The sequence below is a fragment of the Pseudoalteromonas arctica genome, assembly GCF_012927645.1.
Taxonomy (GTDB): Bacteria; Pseudomonadota; Gammaproteobacteria; order Enterobacterales; family Alteromonadaceae; genus Pseudoalteromonas; species Pseudoalteromonas arctica_A.
Genome location: NZ_JABBMT010000004.1, coordinates 89,147 through 104,865, shown reverse-complemented (window position 1 = coordinate 104,865; position 15,719 = coordinate 89,147). Strand labels below are relative to the sequence as shown.

Annotated in this window: 13 protein-coding genes; 10 read left to right on the top strand and 3 right to left on the bottom strand. The window is 41.8% G+C overall.

What is annotated here, in order from left to right; translation table 11 throughout:
• Window positions 1-7: 7 nt before the first annotated feature.
• Together guaB and guaA are read left to right on the top strand one after the other, a co-directional pair.
• Window positions 8-1,477: an IMP dehydrogenase gene (guaB, locus tag HHO47_RS04050; RefSeq protein ID WP_169019124.1), complete on the top strand. Its 1,470-nt coding sequence runs from the start codon at window positions 8-10 to the stop codon at window positions 1,475-1,477.
• 103 nt (window positions 1,478-1,580) lie between these two features.
• Complete coding sequence (gene guaA / locus HHO47_RS04045; protein ID WP_169019123.1) at window positions 1,581-3,158, top strand: glutamine-hydrolyzing GMP synthase; 1,578 nt, start codon at window positions 1,581-1,583, stop codon at window positions 3,156-3,158.
• Window positions 3,159-3,547: 389 nt separating this feature from the next.
• On the opposite strand, the gene HHO47_RS04040 is transcribed toward guaA, so the two are convergent.
• Window positions 3,548-4,297, bottom strand: a complete 750-nt coding sequence (locus HHO47_RS04040; protein WP_169019206.1) for an SDR family oxidoreductase — start codon at window positions 4,295-4,297, stop codon at window positions 3,548-3,550.
• A 124-nt stretch (window positions 4,298-4,421) separates the two neighbouring features.
• On the opposite strand from HHO47_RS04040, the gene HHO47_RS04035 reads away from it, so the two are divergent.
• The 5 genes from HHO47_RS04035 to HHO47_RS04015 all read left to right on the top strand — a co-directional run bounded on the left by HHO47_RS04035 (window position 4,422) and on the right by HHO47_RS04015 (window position 9,102).
• Window positions 4,422-5,345 (top strand): LysR family transcriptional regulator, encoded by a 924-nt coding sequence (locus HHO47_RS04035; RefSeq protein ID WP_169019122.1) that lies wholly within the window; start codon window positions 4,422-4,424, stop codon window positions 5,343-5,345.
• Window positions 5,346-5,798: 453 nt separating this feature from the next.
• Window positions 5,799-6,968 carry an MFS transporter gene (locus HHO47_RS04030; protein ID WP_169019121.1) on the top strand — a complete coding sequence of 390 codons (1,170 nt, stop codon included), beginning with the start codon at window positions 5,799-5,801 and terminating at the stop codon, window positions 6,966-6,968.
• A 137-nt stretch (window positions 6,969-7,105) separates the two neighbouring features.
• On the top strand, window positions 7,106-8,101 hold the full coding sequence (locus HHO47_RS04025) for a fatty acid desaturase (RefSeq protein WP_169019120.1): 996 nt from the start codon (window positions 7,106-7,108) through the stop codon (window positions 8,099-8,101).
• An 86-nt stretch (window positions 8,102-8,187) separates the two neighbouring features.
• Window positions 8,188-8,565: a VOC family protein gene (locus tag HHO47_RS04020; protein WP_169019119.1), complete on the top strand. Its 378-nt coding sequence runs from the start codon at window positions 8,188-8,190 to the stop codon at window positions 8,563-8,565.
• 114 nt (window positions 8,566-8,679) lie between these two features.
• Window positions 8,680-9,102, top strand: a complete 423-nt coding sequence (locus HHO47_RS04015) for a GFA family protein (RefSeq protein ID WP_169019118.1) — start codon at window positions 8,680-8,682, stop codon at window positions 9,100-9,102.
• 167 nt (window positions 9,103-9,269) lie between these two features.
• Here the strand turns inward: HHO47_RS04015 and HHO47_RS04010 are convergent, their stop codons facing one another.
• The gene (locus HHO47_RS04010) at window positions 9,270-10,484 is read right to left on the bottom strand and encodes an MFS transporter (protein WP_169019205.1); all 1,215 of its coding nucleotides are present in this window, start codon (window positions 10,482-10,484) and stop codon (window positions 9,270-9,272) included.
• 147 nt (window positions 10,485-10,631) lie between these two features.
• On the opposite strand from HHO47_RS04010, the gene HHO47_RS04005 reads away from it, so the two are divergent.
• The 3 genes from HHO47_RS04005 to HHO47_RS03995 are packed head-to-tail and all read left to right on the top strand — an operon-like array spanning window position 10,632 to window position 13,606.
• Window positions 10,632-12,368, top strand: a complete 1,737-nt coding sequence (locus HHO47_RS04005; protein ID WP_169019117.1) for a vWA domain-containing protein — start codon at window positions 10,632-10,634, stop codon at window positions 12,366-12,368.
• A 55-nt stretch (window positions 12,369-12,423) separates the two neighbouring features.
• Window positions 12,424-13,002 (top strand): sigma-70 family RNA polymerase sigma factor, encoded by a 579-nt coding sequence (locus HHO47_RS04000; RefSeq protein WP_169019116.1) that lies wholly within the window; start codon window positions 12,424-12,426, stop codon window positions 13,000-13,002.
• Window positions 12,995-13,606: a hypothetical protein gene (locus HHO47_RS03995; protein ID WP_169019115.1), complete on the top strand. Its 612-nt coding sequence runs from the start codon at window positions 12,995-12,997 to the stop codon at window positions 13,604-13,606. The genes HHO47_RS04000 and HHO47_RS03995 overlap by 8 nt, the downstream gene beginning before the upstream one ends.
• Window positions 13,607-13,655: 49 nt before the next feature.
• Here the strand turns inward: HHO47_RS03995 and HHO47_RS03990 are convergent, their stop codons facing one another.
• Window positions 13,656-15,710 (bottom strand): TonB-dependent receptor, encoded by a 2,055-nt coding sequence (locus tag HHO47_RS03990; protein ID WP_169019114.1) that lies wholly within the window; start codon window positions 15,708-15,710, stop codon window positions 13,656-13,658.
• Window positions 15,711-15,719: the final 9 nt, after the last annotated feature.

The window sequence follows — 15,719 nt, the reverse complement described above, 5'->3', positions numbered from 1 at the left end:
TGCCAAAATGCTTAGAATTGCTAAAGAAGCTCTTACCTTTGATGACGTACTTTTAGTACCAGGTCATTCTACTGTTTTGCCACACACGGCAAACATTTCAACTCGCTTAACGCGTGGTATCAAACTTAACTTGCCGCTAGTTTCAGCATCTATGGATACTGTTACCGAAGCTCGCTTAGCGATTGCGCTAGCGCAAGAGGGCGGTTTGGGTTTTATCCACAAAAACATGACTATTGAAGAACAAGCTAAAAACGTACGTAAAGTTAAAACGTATGAAGCGGGTATTGTTTCTTTCCCTGTTACTGTGACAGCGGATTTAACCATTGCAGATGCAATTGTACTTGCTGAAGAAAAAGGCTTTTCAGGCTTTCCAGTAACGGATGCTGAAAACGGCCTTGTGGGTATTGTTACCAGCCGCGATATGCGTTTCGAAACGAAACTTGAGCAACCTGTTTCAACAGTGATGACTAAAAAAGAAAAGTTAGTTACTGTTAAAGAAGGTGCTGCCCGTGATGAAATTTTAGGGTTAATGCACGAACACCGTATCGAAAAAATCCTTGTTGTTGATGATGCCTTTAAATTAAAAGGCATGATCACAGTAAAAGATTATCAAAAAGCCCAAGACAAACCACATGCATGTAAAGATGAACAAGGTCGTTTACGTGTAGGTGCTGCCGTTGGTGTTGGCGCGGGTACTGATGAGCGTATTGCTGCATTAGTTGAAGCGGGCGTTGATGTATTACTAATTGATACCTCACATGGTCATTCTCAAGGTGTTATCGACCGTGTTGCGGCTACGCGCCAAGCATTTCCAGAGTTACAAATTGTAGCGGGTAATGTGGCAACAGCTGAAGGTGCGATTGCCCTTGCTGATGCTGGTGTTGATGCAGTTAAAGTCGGAATTGGCCCAGGTTCAATTTGTACTACGCGTATTGTTACCGGTTGTGGTGTACCACAAATCACTGCTATCTCTGATGCTGTTGATGGCCTAAAAGGTCGTGACATTCCAGTGATTGCTGATGGTGGTATTCGTTTCTCAGGTGATATCGTAAAAGCACTTGTTGCTGGTGCATCATGTGTCATGGTTGGTTCAATGCTAGCGGGTACTGAAGAAGCACCTGGTGAAGTTGAGCTTTACCAAGGCCGTTACTACAAGTCATACCGTGGTATGGGCTCGCTTGGTGCGATGAACCAAAAAGAAGGTTCATCAGATCGCTATTTCCAAAAGTCAAATCAAGCTGACAAACTTGTTCCTGAAGGAATTGAAGGTCGTGTGGCTTATAAGGGCCCAATCGCGACAATCATTCATCAACAAGTTGGCGGCCTGCGCAGCGCAATGGGTTTAACCGGTTGTGCCACGATTGAAGAGTTAAACACTAAACCTCAGTTTGTACGTGTTACTTCAGCAGGTATGGGGGAATCACATGTTCATGATGTGCAAATCACCAAAGAAGCACCTAACTACCGTTTAGGTTAATCAATATACTTTATTGAAATTACTGGGTTAGCACTTGCTAGCCCTTATTTATTTTTAGTCATTCAGATACTCTGAGTGCTAGTTCTTGACTAACGAGACCTCAATGAGCAAAGACATTCACGATTCACGAATTCTTATTTTAGACTTTGGTTCGCAATACACGCAATTGATCGCCCGTCGTGTGCGAGAAATTGGTGTTTACTGTGAACTGTGGGCATGGGACGTAACGGAAGAGCAGATCCGTGAGTTCAATCCACAAGGTATCATTCTATCGGGTGGCCCTGAGTCAACAACCTTAGAAAACAGCCCACGAGCTCCTGAATACGTATTTAATGCTGGCGTGCCAGTACTTGGTATTTGTTACGGTATGCAAACAATGGCGACCCAGCTTGGCGGCAGCGTTCACAGCTCTGATAAGAAAGAGTTTGGTTATGCGCAAGTTGAGAAAGTAGGCAATTGTGCATTATTTGACGCGATTGAAGATCATATTACTGATGGTGGCAATGGCATTTTAGATGTATGGATGAGCCACGGTGATAAAGTAATGGAAATTCCTGATACTTTTAAAACCACAGCTAAAACATCTACTTGCCCTCATGCGGCAATGTCTAACGAAGAAAAGCGTTTTTACGGCGTGCAATTCCACCCAGAAGTAACCCACACTCATCAAGGTCAACGTTTACTTGAACGTTTTGCGATTGATATTTGTGGTTGTGAAAAATTGTGGACAGCCTCAAAAATCATTGATGATGCCATTGAGCGTATTAAAGCGACGGTAGGCGATGACGAAGTCATCTTAGGTCTATCTGGTGGCGTTGATTCATCAGTGGTTGCTATGCTTATTCACCGTGCGATTGGCGACCGGTTAACGTGTGTATTTGTTGATAACGGTTTATTGCGTTTAAACGAAGGTCAGCAAGTGATGGATATGTTTGGCAACAAGTTTGGCCTGAACATCATCAAAGTGGATGCCGAAGAATTATTCTTAGCGGATCTTGCTGGTAAGTCAGACCCAGAAGACAAGCGTAAAGCCATTGGTCATACATTTATTAAAGTTTTTGATGAGCAATCTAAAAAGCTTAAAAATGCAAAATGGTTAGGTCAAGGTACTATCTACCCAGATGTTATCGAGTCAGCAGCGTCTGCAACGGGTAAAGCACATGTGATCAAATCTCACCATAATGTAGGTGGCTTACCTGATGACATGGAAATGGGCTTAGTTGAGCCACTACGTGAATTATTTAAAGATGAAGTACGTAAAATTGGTTTAGAGCTAGGTTTACCTTACGACATGCTTTATCGTCACCCATTCCCTGGGCCGGGCTTAGGTGTACGTGTGCTTGGTGAAATAAAAAAAGAGTACTGTGATTTACTACGCCGTGCTGACGCTATCTTCATCGAAGAGCTGCACAAAGCTGAGCTTTACCATAAAGTAAGCCAAGCATTTACAGTATTCTTACCGGTGAAGTCAGTAGGCGTTATGGGTGATGCACGCAAGTATGATTGGGTTGTAAGTTTACGTTGTGTTGAAACCATCGACTTTATGACTGCGCGTTGGTCACATTTACCGTATGAGTTCTTAGGTCTGGTTTCAAACCGCATCATTAACGAAATCGACGGTATCTCACGTGTTGTTTACGATATTTCAGGTAAACCACCAGCAACGATTGAGTGGGAATAATTTTTAGGCTTGAAACGTCTGGACTAACAGCTACTAAATCATATTTAAGCCCGTGTAATTGCGGGCTTTTTTCTTGGTCATTTTTGGCAATACCAAGCACGGTTTGATCGTGGTGTTTTTATGGGTATGATTCATCAGTAATGCCATAGATTACGCCCGATACCATGCTGAGTGTTTTGGATGGGTATAGTATCAATCTTTAACACCGGATGTTTATGTAGTAACAACTGGATGTCATTAGTAAGCGTGCAAAACTGTTCAAAACTAATAGGCGTTGAATGATTGGCCTTTGATAAGGCCAATCATCGCATTTCTCTTTGCTCACCATGATGTGATGATTGCTTGAGGTTAGGTTGCTCAATCGTGAGTTACTTGAGCGTGTATTTTGATTAAGCGGAAAAGCCACCGTCGATCATCAAATCAGCACCAGTGATATAACCTGCTTCTGAGCTAGCAACGAATGCTACCAAGCTAGCAATTTCCTCAACTTGACCATAACGGGCAAGTGCACCGATTGCTTTTACAGGTTCAGATGTATCGCCATTGTCTGGGTTTAAGTCAGTATCTACTGGACCTGGTAGAATGTTATTGACGGTAATGCCTCTAGCGCCTAGATCGCGAGCAAGACCTTTGACCAATCCGGTTAATGCAGACTTGCTCATTCCATATATTGAACCGCCAGCAAAAGGAATGCGCTGAGCGTTTGTACTACTGATATTAATTATTCTACCATTATTATTCATGTGCTTCGCGGCTTCATGAATAGCCACAAACACACTTCGTACGTTGGTATTAATGGTCTTGTCCCAATTATCCATTGTCAAATTTTCAATACTGTCCCAGACCAGCGTGCCTGAGTTGTTTACAACAATATCAATTTGACCGAGTTGCTCGATGGTTTCGCTGATTGCATTTCTGATATCTTCTGGCTTAGTGCTATCCGCCTTTATAGCAATGACTTTGCCACCTTTTGAAGTTAAGTTCTCCGCAAGCGCTTTTGCTTTCCCCTGGGATGACACAAATGTAAATGCAACAGACGCCCCCTCTAAAGCCAATCTCTCAACAATAGCAGCACCAATACCGCGACTACCACCTTGAATAAAAGCAACCTTACCTTTGAATCTATTGAAGTTATTCATCATGTTTACCTTTAAGTTAAAAAATCGATGTAATTATTTCGTTGATGTACGCAGAATAATCGATTCACATTTACTTATTAAGTCCATATAATGATAATCATAAAGTCCCATAAGGAATTAATCAATGTTGAAAAGTCAGTTTGTGGAAGTTCGCCAGTTTGTGACCGTAGCGCAGCTGGGGAGTTTTACCCTTGCGGCCCAAGCCCTTGGGATGACAGGTTCAGCCTTAAGTAAAAGCGTTGCTCGACTAGAAAAACAGTTAGGAACCAAGCTCCTTCATAGAACAACTCGACGTATCGCGTTAACCAATGATGGGGATTCCTATTTAGCAGACTGCCTTAAAGCGATAACCATTTTAGATGAAGCAGAACAGCGTTTAAGCAATCAACAGCTATTGCCATCAGGGCGTGTGCGTATTGATTTACCTGCAGTTCTCGGTAGAAGAGCAATTTTACCCAAGTTGTTAGAATTAACGTCCAAGTTCGAGCAGTTAGATTTATCTATCACCTTTAATGATCGTCCTACTGATTTAGTTAGTGACGGGATTGACCTTGCGATTCGCGTTGGTCACTTAGAAAACTCGGGCGATATTGTTGCACGCAAAATTGGCGAGCAAAAAAGGGTGATATGTGCCTCCCCCTCTTATTTAGCAACTCGAGAGACGATTACCAAAAAAGAAGATCTCGCCCAACACGATTGCATCGTCGGTTGGCCTATAGGACAAAGGCATAGTTGGCTGCTGAAAAATGCTAAAGGCACAACAGAACCTGTTGATATTTCAGCACGTCATGAGATAGCCGATTGTGAAGGTATTTTGCAATCGGCTTTATCTGGTGCAGGTTTAGCTCAACTACCAGTATGGCTAGTCAAGCAATACCTTGATGATGGGCAATTATGCCCTGTATTAGAGAAGCTCAATGGCGAAGGAGCACCCATCAGTATTGTTTGGCTGAAAACGCCTTATATCCTACCTAAAATAAGAGTCATCATAGATGAAATCATTGCTTTATCGAGTCATCATCCAGATGTTTTTGAGGCTTCATTATAACGATTTTTATTTGAGGCCTAATTTGCCGGCTGACACTTCTTAAAAATACATTAAGTCCCTGTAGGACTGTCTATTGGTAACTAAGTGGACTTAATTAAATTCATTTTATCCGTTACTATGCTGTCCAAGTTGATAATTAGATTTAAAAGGCTACCGCTATATTTCGGTAAGACTTAGAGGTTCGATGTGACGACGAATAAACCCCATTGTCGCCATTAACACGTTGCCTACAACACGGTTCTAAACACATGTCATCGGGTAAGAAAAAATCTCCACCCTTTGATCATACGGATTCTGATACGTTGCCGAATTCAATCGCATTGATACGGCATTTTTATTTGATGAAAAAACAACATTTTTGTGCCACTTTTCCAAAATTTGGATTTAGGGCTCTAACAGCAACTAATATCGACGGTACGCAATTACCGCATATTAATAATTTGAGTTGAAACAATGAAAAAACAAAGCTTGTTTATCTTTGCTCTATCTTTAGCCGTCTTTGGCGTTATCACGACAGAGCTTGGTATTATTGGTCTCCTTCCACAAGTCATGAAAGACTTCAATATTGATGTACAAAAAGCAGGCCTGTTAGTCAGTGTCTACGCCGTCGTCGTCGCGGTGAGTGGGCCTTTTATTACATTAATGATGTCTAGGTGGAATAGAAAATACGTCTTAATTGGCATTCTTTCTTTGTTCGTTCTATCGAATCTGGTGTACGCCATGACGCAAGATTACACGACCATGATGATATTTCGCGTTCTGCCAGCCTTGATGCATGCGGTTTTCTTTTCAGTTGCATTGGTAGCAGCCACTTCTATGGTTTCAGTAGAAGAGCAAAGCAACGCCGCAGCAAAAGTATTTGGTGGTGTCGCTGTTGGTTTGGTCTTCGGTATTCCTATTAGCGCTTTTCTAGCTGAACAGTATTCACTTGCTTATGCCTTTTACTTTGGTTTAGCCGCTTGTGCCATTGCGTTAGTGAGTGTGATGTTCTTGATGGAAAGCGCTCCTGTTGAGGAAAAAATGTCTTTTGGCTCTCAGGTGACTATCTTACGTAGCAAATCAATGTGGTTGTCATTATTCACTGTTATATTCGTATTTGCAGCGATGTTTTCTTCGTACAGCTTTATTACTCAGTATTTAAGTACTGTAACGAATATGAACGGCACGTGGATTAGTGCAATGCTGATGGTGTTCGGTGTGTTTGGTATCTTTGGTAACTTCATCTTTGGCAAATTACTTGGCAAAAACATGAAAAAGACCGTGATGCTTTACCCTATTACACTTGGCCTTATCTATCTTGTTGTATACTTCATGGGTTTCTCGTTCTCCTTCATGATAGCAATGGTCGCGTTTTGGGGGGCTGTACACTCTGCTGGCTTGGTTGTGAGCCAAACATGGGTTATGGATAATGCAGGTGATGCGAAAGTATTTGCAAATAGTCTTTACATCTCTTTTTCAAACCTTGGGATCACCATTGGCTCGATAGTAGCTGGGTGGTTTATCTCTCAGTTCGGTGTAGAAAATCTATTCTTATCAAGCTTAGTCTTTACGATATTAGCGTTGATTAGTATCTTGCTAAATCAGAAGACAAGTTCTGACTTCAAACTTTCAGCAGTGAATTAATCAATCAAAGTGCTGGCTTTCGTGACTAGAGGCTTAATCACAAAAGTCAGCATTATTTTGTTTGCTCGTTGCTCGCTATAGCAGCTTTTTATTTATTCGGGTATCATCTGCGTAACTTTGATTATTAGTTGCTATTTATGACCACGTTAAGTGCTAAGGAAAACATTCAAGCCATTGTTAAGGCGATTAAAGCTGAAGAAACTAAGCTTCGTCAAAAGTATCCGTTATTAGCCCATCAAAATACTATCGGGATGGCTATTTTATTATTATCACTCGGTGCGTTAATTGGGGTTGGTGCGCTTTATTACTTTGCTATTATCCCAGCGTGGCTATGTATTATTTTAGCTGCAATTGCAGCATCAATTTCCCACGAGCTTGAACACGACCTTATTCATAAACAGTACTTTAGTAACCAACCTTTTCTACATAACTTTATGATGTTAACAGTGTGGCTGATGCGGCCTAATACAATTAGCCCATGGTATCGTCGTAAAATGCATTTACACCATCATAAAGTGTCGGGTACTGAGCAAGACTTAGAAGAGCGCTTAGTGGGTAATGGTATTAAAAAGCCATTGTTAAGGGCGTTGGTAATTGTTGATAGCTTACTCGGTTTGTTGATTAACGCTAAACGCTTTAGTAAAGAAATCAAAGGGTTTAGCTTTTTTAAGGTATTTAACGCAGGGTTTCCGATTACCACTGCGTACTTTGCTATTTTATACAGCGTAATTGTGTTCCATTTAGTTAATTTATTTATCCCACTTGCGGCTAATTCGCCGGCGTTGTTGTTGGACATTATGGCGGTGTTTGAGTTTTTAATGGTGGTGTTGATTGTGCCTAATATTGTGCGCTCTAGCTCGCTTAACTTTGTGACGTCATCAATGCATTACTACGGCGGCGTTAATAACATGCTGGAGCAAACGCATGTAATAACCAGCCGTTTATTTGCACCGTTTAACTTGTTTTGTTTTAACTTTGGCCATACCCATACAATTCACCATTTTGTGCCGAATCAGCCATTTTATTTACGCCAAATGATCAGCAAGAAAGTGCTTGAGGTAATGAAAAAACACGGTGTTCGTTTTAATGACTTTGCTAGCATCAAACAAGCAAATCGTTATCAAGCTTCTTAATATCAAGGTACAAATTACTAATTGACCTCTAGTTAAGTTTAGGTTTTAAAGTCGTTATCTAACTCAATATTTTTTAGGTAACGACTATGAACCTTAATCAAATCACTTTACCTGTCACTGACATCGAAAAAGCCAATCAATTTTATTTGGCTATGGGTTTTGCACAAATTGTAAAAACGGATCATTACTCGCGTTTTGAATGTGCAAATAAAGCCACATTTTCATTGTTACTCACTGATAAACAATTTATAAACGGTGCTGTTATATACTTTGAAAGTGATAACTTAAACCAGTGGATTGAATCATTAAAAGCTAAAGGTATTGAATTTGATACAGAGATTATTGAACAGTGTTACTTATGGCGTGAAGCTAAGCTGATAGACCCATCAGGAAATCAAATTAAGCTTTATTGGGCAGGTGAAAATCGCTTAAACCCACCATGGCGAGTGGAAATTACTGATTGATTATCTTCTAACGTATTGGGTATAAACCTAATGGCAAAAGAGTGTTGAATATACCACGTTATTTGGTGTAAAGTGCTGGCCACTTTACGGCTAAAACTTAATGTAGGAATTATTATGCAAATTACCGGACGTTGTCATTGTGGTGAAGTAACTTACACCGCTGACGTTGATGAAAATAAAGTAATAAATTGTCATTGTACTGATTGCCAAATTATAGCCAGTGCACCATTTCGCACTGTGGTTATGTCGCACCTTAACGCGATTACGTTTACAGCAGTTGCACCGAAAGAATATATAAAAACAGCTGAAAGTGGTAATAAGCGGGCACAAGGGTTTTGCGGTAATTGTGGTACATCGTTATATGCAACATCAGTAGGTGAGGGAGATAAAATTTATGCATTACGAATTGGTGCGGTTGAGCAGCGCGAGCAACTTATACCTAAAGCGCAAATTTGGTGTCGTTCAAGCCCATCTTGGTTAACAGAGCTGAACACTATAACTGGCTTTGATACTGTGCCTGAAACACCTATTTCATGATGTATATTTTGTAATACTTAGCGGTATAACGATAACAAAAGACAGGGAACTTGCGAGTCATCAGCACAACAGGGTGTAACTGCTTTACTCTGTTCGTGATTCCCCCCCAGTGCTATAAAGATATCAATGTACTGCGTTTAAGCAGTGCATTGATATAGGTGTGCAGATTAGGTATTGCTGTTATTTGTCATGGTGATATTGCGGCCACCTAAATAACCAAATACGGCGCACAATGCGCTAGCAAAAGCGCATAACCACAAGGTGGTTGTCCAATTACCAGAGTAACTATGTAATGCTCCCGCGATAATCGGCCCAGAGGCAGCAAGTAAGTAACCTAAACACTGCGCCATGCCCGACAGCGAGGTGGCTTGTTGGGTGTCATGAGTACGCAAGCTAATAAACGACAAACCTAAAATAAAGCAGGCGCCTGAGCAAAACCCTAAGGTGACCGCCCACAGTGAGGCAAATGCAGGTAAATAAAGTAGCCCAAGTGAGCATGTTGCGGCTGTTAGTGCTAACAAGCAGGTTAAAATACGTTGATCTTTAAGCTTTGCCAACAGTGGTATTAAGATAATACCAGGTACTGCAGACGCTACTTGAAAGGCACCTTGTAGCGCACCCGCATGCTGCGCTGTATGGCCACCTTCAATCAAAATACTCGGCAACCAACTAATCATAATATAGGTAAAAAATGAGTTTAACCCTAGCAGTAAGGTGATCTGCCACGCAAGTGCTTCGTGCCATACTTTGTTGCTGTTAACACTTGCGAGTAGATCTTTTGTTGGCTTAGTATGAAGTTTTAACTGCGGTAGCCAAACAATAATACTCACTAGGGTAAGTAAGCCATAACACGCAAGGGCTAATTGCCAACCCATACTTTTATACTCAGCCAGCGGAATAATAAGCGCGGCATAACTGCCTCCAAAAATTCCCATTGCTAGTACGTAAGTAGAGGTCATCACTGCCACTTTATGTGGGAAGTCGCGTTTAATTAAACTCGGTAACAGCACGTTACCAATTGCGATACCGATGCCAATGACTGCTGTACCTAAGTAAAGCATTGGCATAGAGTCAATTAGCCGCGAAGCCAAGCCCAATCCAATCAGAATAAGGGCAATAAACAGTGATATTTCCAAGCCTTGTTTTTTAGCAAGACTTGCCGCCATTGGGCTGGCTAAGGCAAAGGCAATTAATGGCAAAGTAGTGAGCATACCGGCTTGAGAAGGAGTTAAAGCAAAGCTTAAAATTATTTGCTCAAGCACAGGAGCAAGCCCTGTAACCGGCGCGCGTAAGTTAGCGGCAATAAAGATAATGCCTAAAATTAAAATAGCAGAAGAAAAAGCAGTTCTTTTAATGGGAATCGAGTTCAAAACTAAAATCATCAATAATAAAGAGGGATCGCAATTATAACTCAGCACTCGTAACGTAGATATTAAATAGGATGAATAGAAAAATAATTAACCCCACTTTTTAAAGTCATCCGTTTATAGCCTTAGAGATCTTCATTTGATAGACGATAAGGTGATTTTATGAATAACAAGATTAGTAATATCCAACAAATTAATTTACGTTTAGCTGTGTTGAGCCTTGCGGTGATAGCCGGCTTAACTGGCTGTGAGCAAAGTGCGCCACGTGATGTTGATGATCAACAAAGCCAAGTAAACAACGCGGCGCAAAACAAACAAAACGATGAACAGCAATTAGAGCTACAAGTGCAAAAAAGGCAGAGGCAAAATGCTATAAGTTATGCAGCAATGCCGCAAGGGGTGATGCATGAAAGTGTTGCTAGGCAGCGACCAGTATTGCAGCCAATGCCGCCAGCTCCAGTTGATAAGGTGGTATTTGAGTCAAAGCAAGATCGCGAAAACTATTTAAAATCCCAGCAAAATCCTGTTAAGCAAACAATCACAGAGCCGGTATCAACTTTTTCAATTGATGTTGATACCGGTAGTTACAGCAATACCCGTAGAATGTTGAATATGGGGCAGCTACCACCAAGTGATGCTGTGCGCGAAGAAGCCTTTATTAACTATTTTGATTATGGCTACAGTGCGCCCGAAAATATTAGTTCACCCTTTAAGGTGCATACTGAGTTGGCAACAGCGCCTTGGAATGAGGATCGTCAATTACTTAAAATTGGCATTAAAGGTTTTGAGGTCGAAAAAGCTGATTTAAAGGCGGCGAATTTAGTGTTTTTACTGGATGTATCTGGCTCGATGAATGTGCCAAACAAGTTGCCCTTGTTAAAAACCAGTTTAACCATGTTAACTAAGCAATTAGATGAAAATGACTCTGTTGCTATTGTTGTGTACGCTGGTGCCGCAGGCGTGGTATTGCCAGCAACGAAAGGCAATTATCAACACGTTATCAGTGCTGCGTTAGATAAACTGGCTGCGGGCGGTTCAACAAATGGCGAGCAAGGTATTGAGCTTGCGTATCAAATAGCACAACAAAACTTTAAAAAAGGTGGCATTAATCGGGTGATTTTAGCCACCGACGGCGACTTTAATGTAGGCGTGCAATCGGTTGATAAACTCAAAGAGTTGGTGGCAGCAAAACGTAAAACGGGCGTTGCTTTGACCACGCTTGGTTTTGGCCAAGGTTATTATAATGATGGCCTAATGGAGCAACTGGCAAATATAGGTAACGGCCAGCATGCTTACATAGATAACATAAACGAAGCACGCAAAGTACTGGTTGATGAGCTAAGCAGCACCATGCAAATTATTGCCAAAGATGTCAAAATTCAGGTGGAATTCAATCCACAGCAGGTCGCTGAATATCGTTTAATTGGTTATCAAAATCGCGTACTCGCTAATGAAGATTTTAATAACGATAAGGTCGATGCCGCAGAGTTAGGGGCAGGGCATACAGTGACGGCACTGTATGAAATAACCTTAGCGAATTCCGAACATAAACAAATCGATGAGCTGCGTTACCAATCTAAAGAAGACAAAAAACTGGCTACCAGCAATGAACTCGCCTTTGTAAAAGTGCGTTATAAACAGCCTGACGCTGAGCAAAGCCAGTTGTTCACTCAAGTTGTTGCAACACCTAAAGGTGAGCTGCCTTTATCGCAAGCCAGCCAAGACTTTAAATTTGCCGCGGCGGTCGCTGGGTTTGCTCAATTATTAAAAGGTGCAAAATATACCGGAGACTGGCAGTATGAAGATTGTGCTAAATTGGCAACCGCTAACAAAGGCATAGACACATTTGGCTATCGTAGTGAGTTTGTGCAACTCGTTAATAATGCTGCGGCATTGTAGTATACCCAACTGAAACACGCATCTTGAGGAGGTTTGGGTACAAGTAAAGGACGTTATGACAGAACTAGCTGATGAGCAATTAATGTTGAGTTACGGCCAAGGCGATGTACAGGCTTTTTCACAGCTGTACCTGCGCCATAAAAATAGCTTATATCGTTATTTTTTACGCCAGTGCGCAAGCCCGCAAGTGGCTGAAGAGCTTTATCAAGAAGTATGGAACAAGCTCATAAAAGCACGCTCGAAATATCAAGTGAGCGCCAAATTTACGACCTGGTTGTATCGTATTGCCCATAATGAATTGATTGATCATTACCGCCGAACTGCTACGCAAAACAAATGGCTAGAGAGCGATAATCAAGACATTGAAATTGCCGAGGTTGCTGATCATAACAATCAATCAGATTCTAAAAAATTTGAGCTGGAGCAACAAGCAACGCAGTTAAAAGCATGTTTAGCGCAATTACCCCGCGAGCAAAAAGAAGCGTTTTTACTTAAACACGAAGCTGATTTGACCCTCAAAGAAATTGCCGAATTAGTGGTTGAAACAACTGAAAATATCAAAAGCCGCATTCGCTATGCCGTAGCCAAGTTAAAGCAATGTATTAAGTATAAACTGGAGACTAACGATGAGTGATAAATTCACCAATCATGATATTGCTTCACTTTATAAACGGGGTGCAACGGAGCAGCCAAGTTCACAACTTGATGAGCAAATACTAAAACGTGCAGCAGATGACGTTACAGCTAATAAAGTAACTCCAATCACTAAACCTAAGCGATTTTATCAAACCTGGTATGGGCAATTATCGACAGCTGCATCACTGGTATTAGTGGCAGTTTTATATGTGCAAAATAGCGCACAGTATCATCAAACGTCAGAGCTGAACGAGCTGAAAATTTTAAATGATGAACAAGACGCTACGTTTGAAATAATGCCAAGCGAAGCGCAAGCTCAAACTCAAACTCAAACAATGCAATTAAGACAATCCCAGCAGCGTCAACGTAGTGAAAAAATGGCAGGAAGGCAATTTGAAGCACAAAGCATGACAGCAAAAAGTGCGTTGTTAGTAGAGCTTGAAATTATCACCGAGAATGTGGCAAATAAATTTAAACTTATAGACACACTCATCGCTGAGGGTGATACAACAGCCGCTAAAGCACAGCTCGTTGAATTATTAGTAGCGCACCCAGAACTCAAGGTGCACTTAACTGAGCAGTATAAACAGCTATTACAGTAAAATGTAATCGATTTATGTTCGCTATAATGGCGAACTCAAAGCTAGGTAGCTACCAAGCGTAACTTGCTGAGAACATTACATTACGTGGTCGCCCAGGAAAATAACGGTCGCCGGTGAAGCTGGTGTAATCGGCGCGTTCAGCATAAGCGGCATCAAATAGATTATTAACTCGTGCTGTTAACTTTAGTTGCTCAGTGATTTGCCAAGCGCCACGTAAGTTAATCAAATCATGGCCGTCGTAGCTGTGTAGGTTTTCAGGGTCGGTAAAATAATCACTAACATGATGCCATTCTAAAGCAACGAGGGTGTTGTTGGTAACTTGCCAGTTAGCTTGTAGATTGGCGATATTACGCGGCGCCGTATCTATATCGTTACCGTTAATGTTCACTCCAGATAAAACTTGGTCGTAGTCGTATGTGTGCACCGCATGGCTTGCTGCTAGGGCAAGTTGAATCGACTGAGTAAGTTGATAATCAAGCTCCAGCTCAATGCCACGATGATGAGTTTGGCCATCATTAATGGTAAAAAAGTCGCTGTCGCGAAAAATCACGTTTTCTTTGTTCATCGCGTAAGCCGAGAAAACATAGTGCAGTTGCTGGAGCTGGCCTTTAAAGCCGAACTCTAGATTATCGGCGGTTTCAGAACCAAGAACTGCCACTTGCTGATCGCGTTGCAACTGATACAATTCGGCTGCTTGGGGCGCACGGTAACCGCGCGAAAGGTTTGCATATAAGTAATTATCAGCACTTAACTGATAACTCAGACCAAGTTTTGGCGAGGTGTTGGTAAATTTATTTTCGCCACTTGGCGGGCGTGAATAACGACAACCGCCAAAGCCACATTCATTGCCATTCTCGTCTGTACGTCCCGCCAACATATTATTGTTGTAGTCGTAATTGAGTTGCTCAAAGCGAGCGCCTAAACTGATAGCGAGTTGCTGCCATTGCCAATCAAGGCTAATAAAAGGTGCGAGTAGTGTGCTGGTTACATCGTAATCGTAATGCTTACCTTGTGGTACTGTAGCGACTAAAAATGCTGAACCCTGAGTTGACTCATCTTGATATTGCAAAAAATCTGCGCGGGTGTATTCGCTGTCTAGCCCTAAATTAATAGTTAATTCATTTGAATACGCATGTTGCCAAAGTGATTGAATACCAACGCCGTTTTGGCTGTTTTCTTCAAGCGGTGTGCCTGGTAAAAAGTGCTTAAAAAAGGTCATGCTCTGGTTGCGAACATAAGGGGTAATGGTGAGTGTATCTTGTGCGGTTTGCCACTGCGCTTTTGACCAAAGCCGAAATGAACGGGCTTTTCTAAATGCATTAGGGTCAAAGTTTTGCTGGGCTATTTCATCGTCTTTATAGCTTTCAAAGCCTTCAATAAATCCGGCAGTTTTTTGAGCTAAGTGGGTGTAGCTCAATCCTGTAGTGACGGATAGATCATCACTTGTATAGCGATGACGCAGGTTGAGTTTTTCTTGGTCGACGCTTTCATCATCACGATAACCCGTATCACGCGTCACGCTGGCATTAATTCCAATGCCTTGATCGTCTAAGTCTTTCCCGCTGCGCAATTTAAATCGACTATAGCCGTACGACCCTAAATCAAGGCCGAGTAAGTGCTTATCATAGGTGGTGTCTGGGGTGATCACATTAATCACGCCATGTACTGCATTTGAGCCATAAAGCGCAGAGCCTGGGCCTTTTAAAACTTCAACGCGCTCGGCCATTTCAGTGTGGGCTTCAAATAGCTCGTTGATATTACAAAAGCCTGCCGCACGCAGTGGAATACCATCTTCAGCCGTTAAGATCCCACCGCATGCGCCAGCCCCAGAAAGTACAGGGGAGCGCAGTGCGGGCAAATATTCTTGGCCGTTACCATGTTGTACATTGGCACCTGCTACTTGTTTTAAAACTTGCTCGATATGGGTCGGCGCAATTAAATCCAACTGCACTTTAGTGATACTGCTTATTACTAAAAGTAGCGGATCGGCGCTAACGTCAACCCGAGACGCTGTGGTGGTAATGCGTTCAATGTTGGGGTTTTGTTGCTGACTTAACCCTTCACAGCTTATAAGTAACAACGGGATTGCAATTAATGAGCGCATTATTTTTCC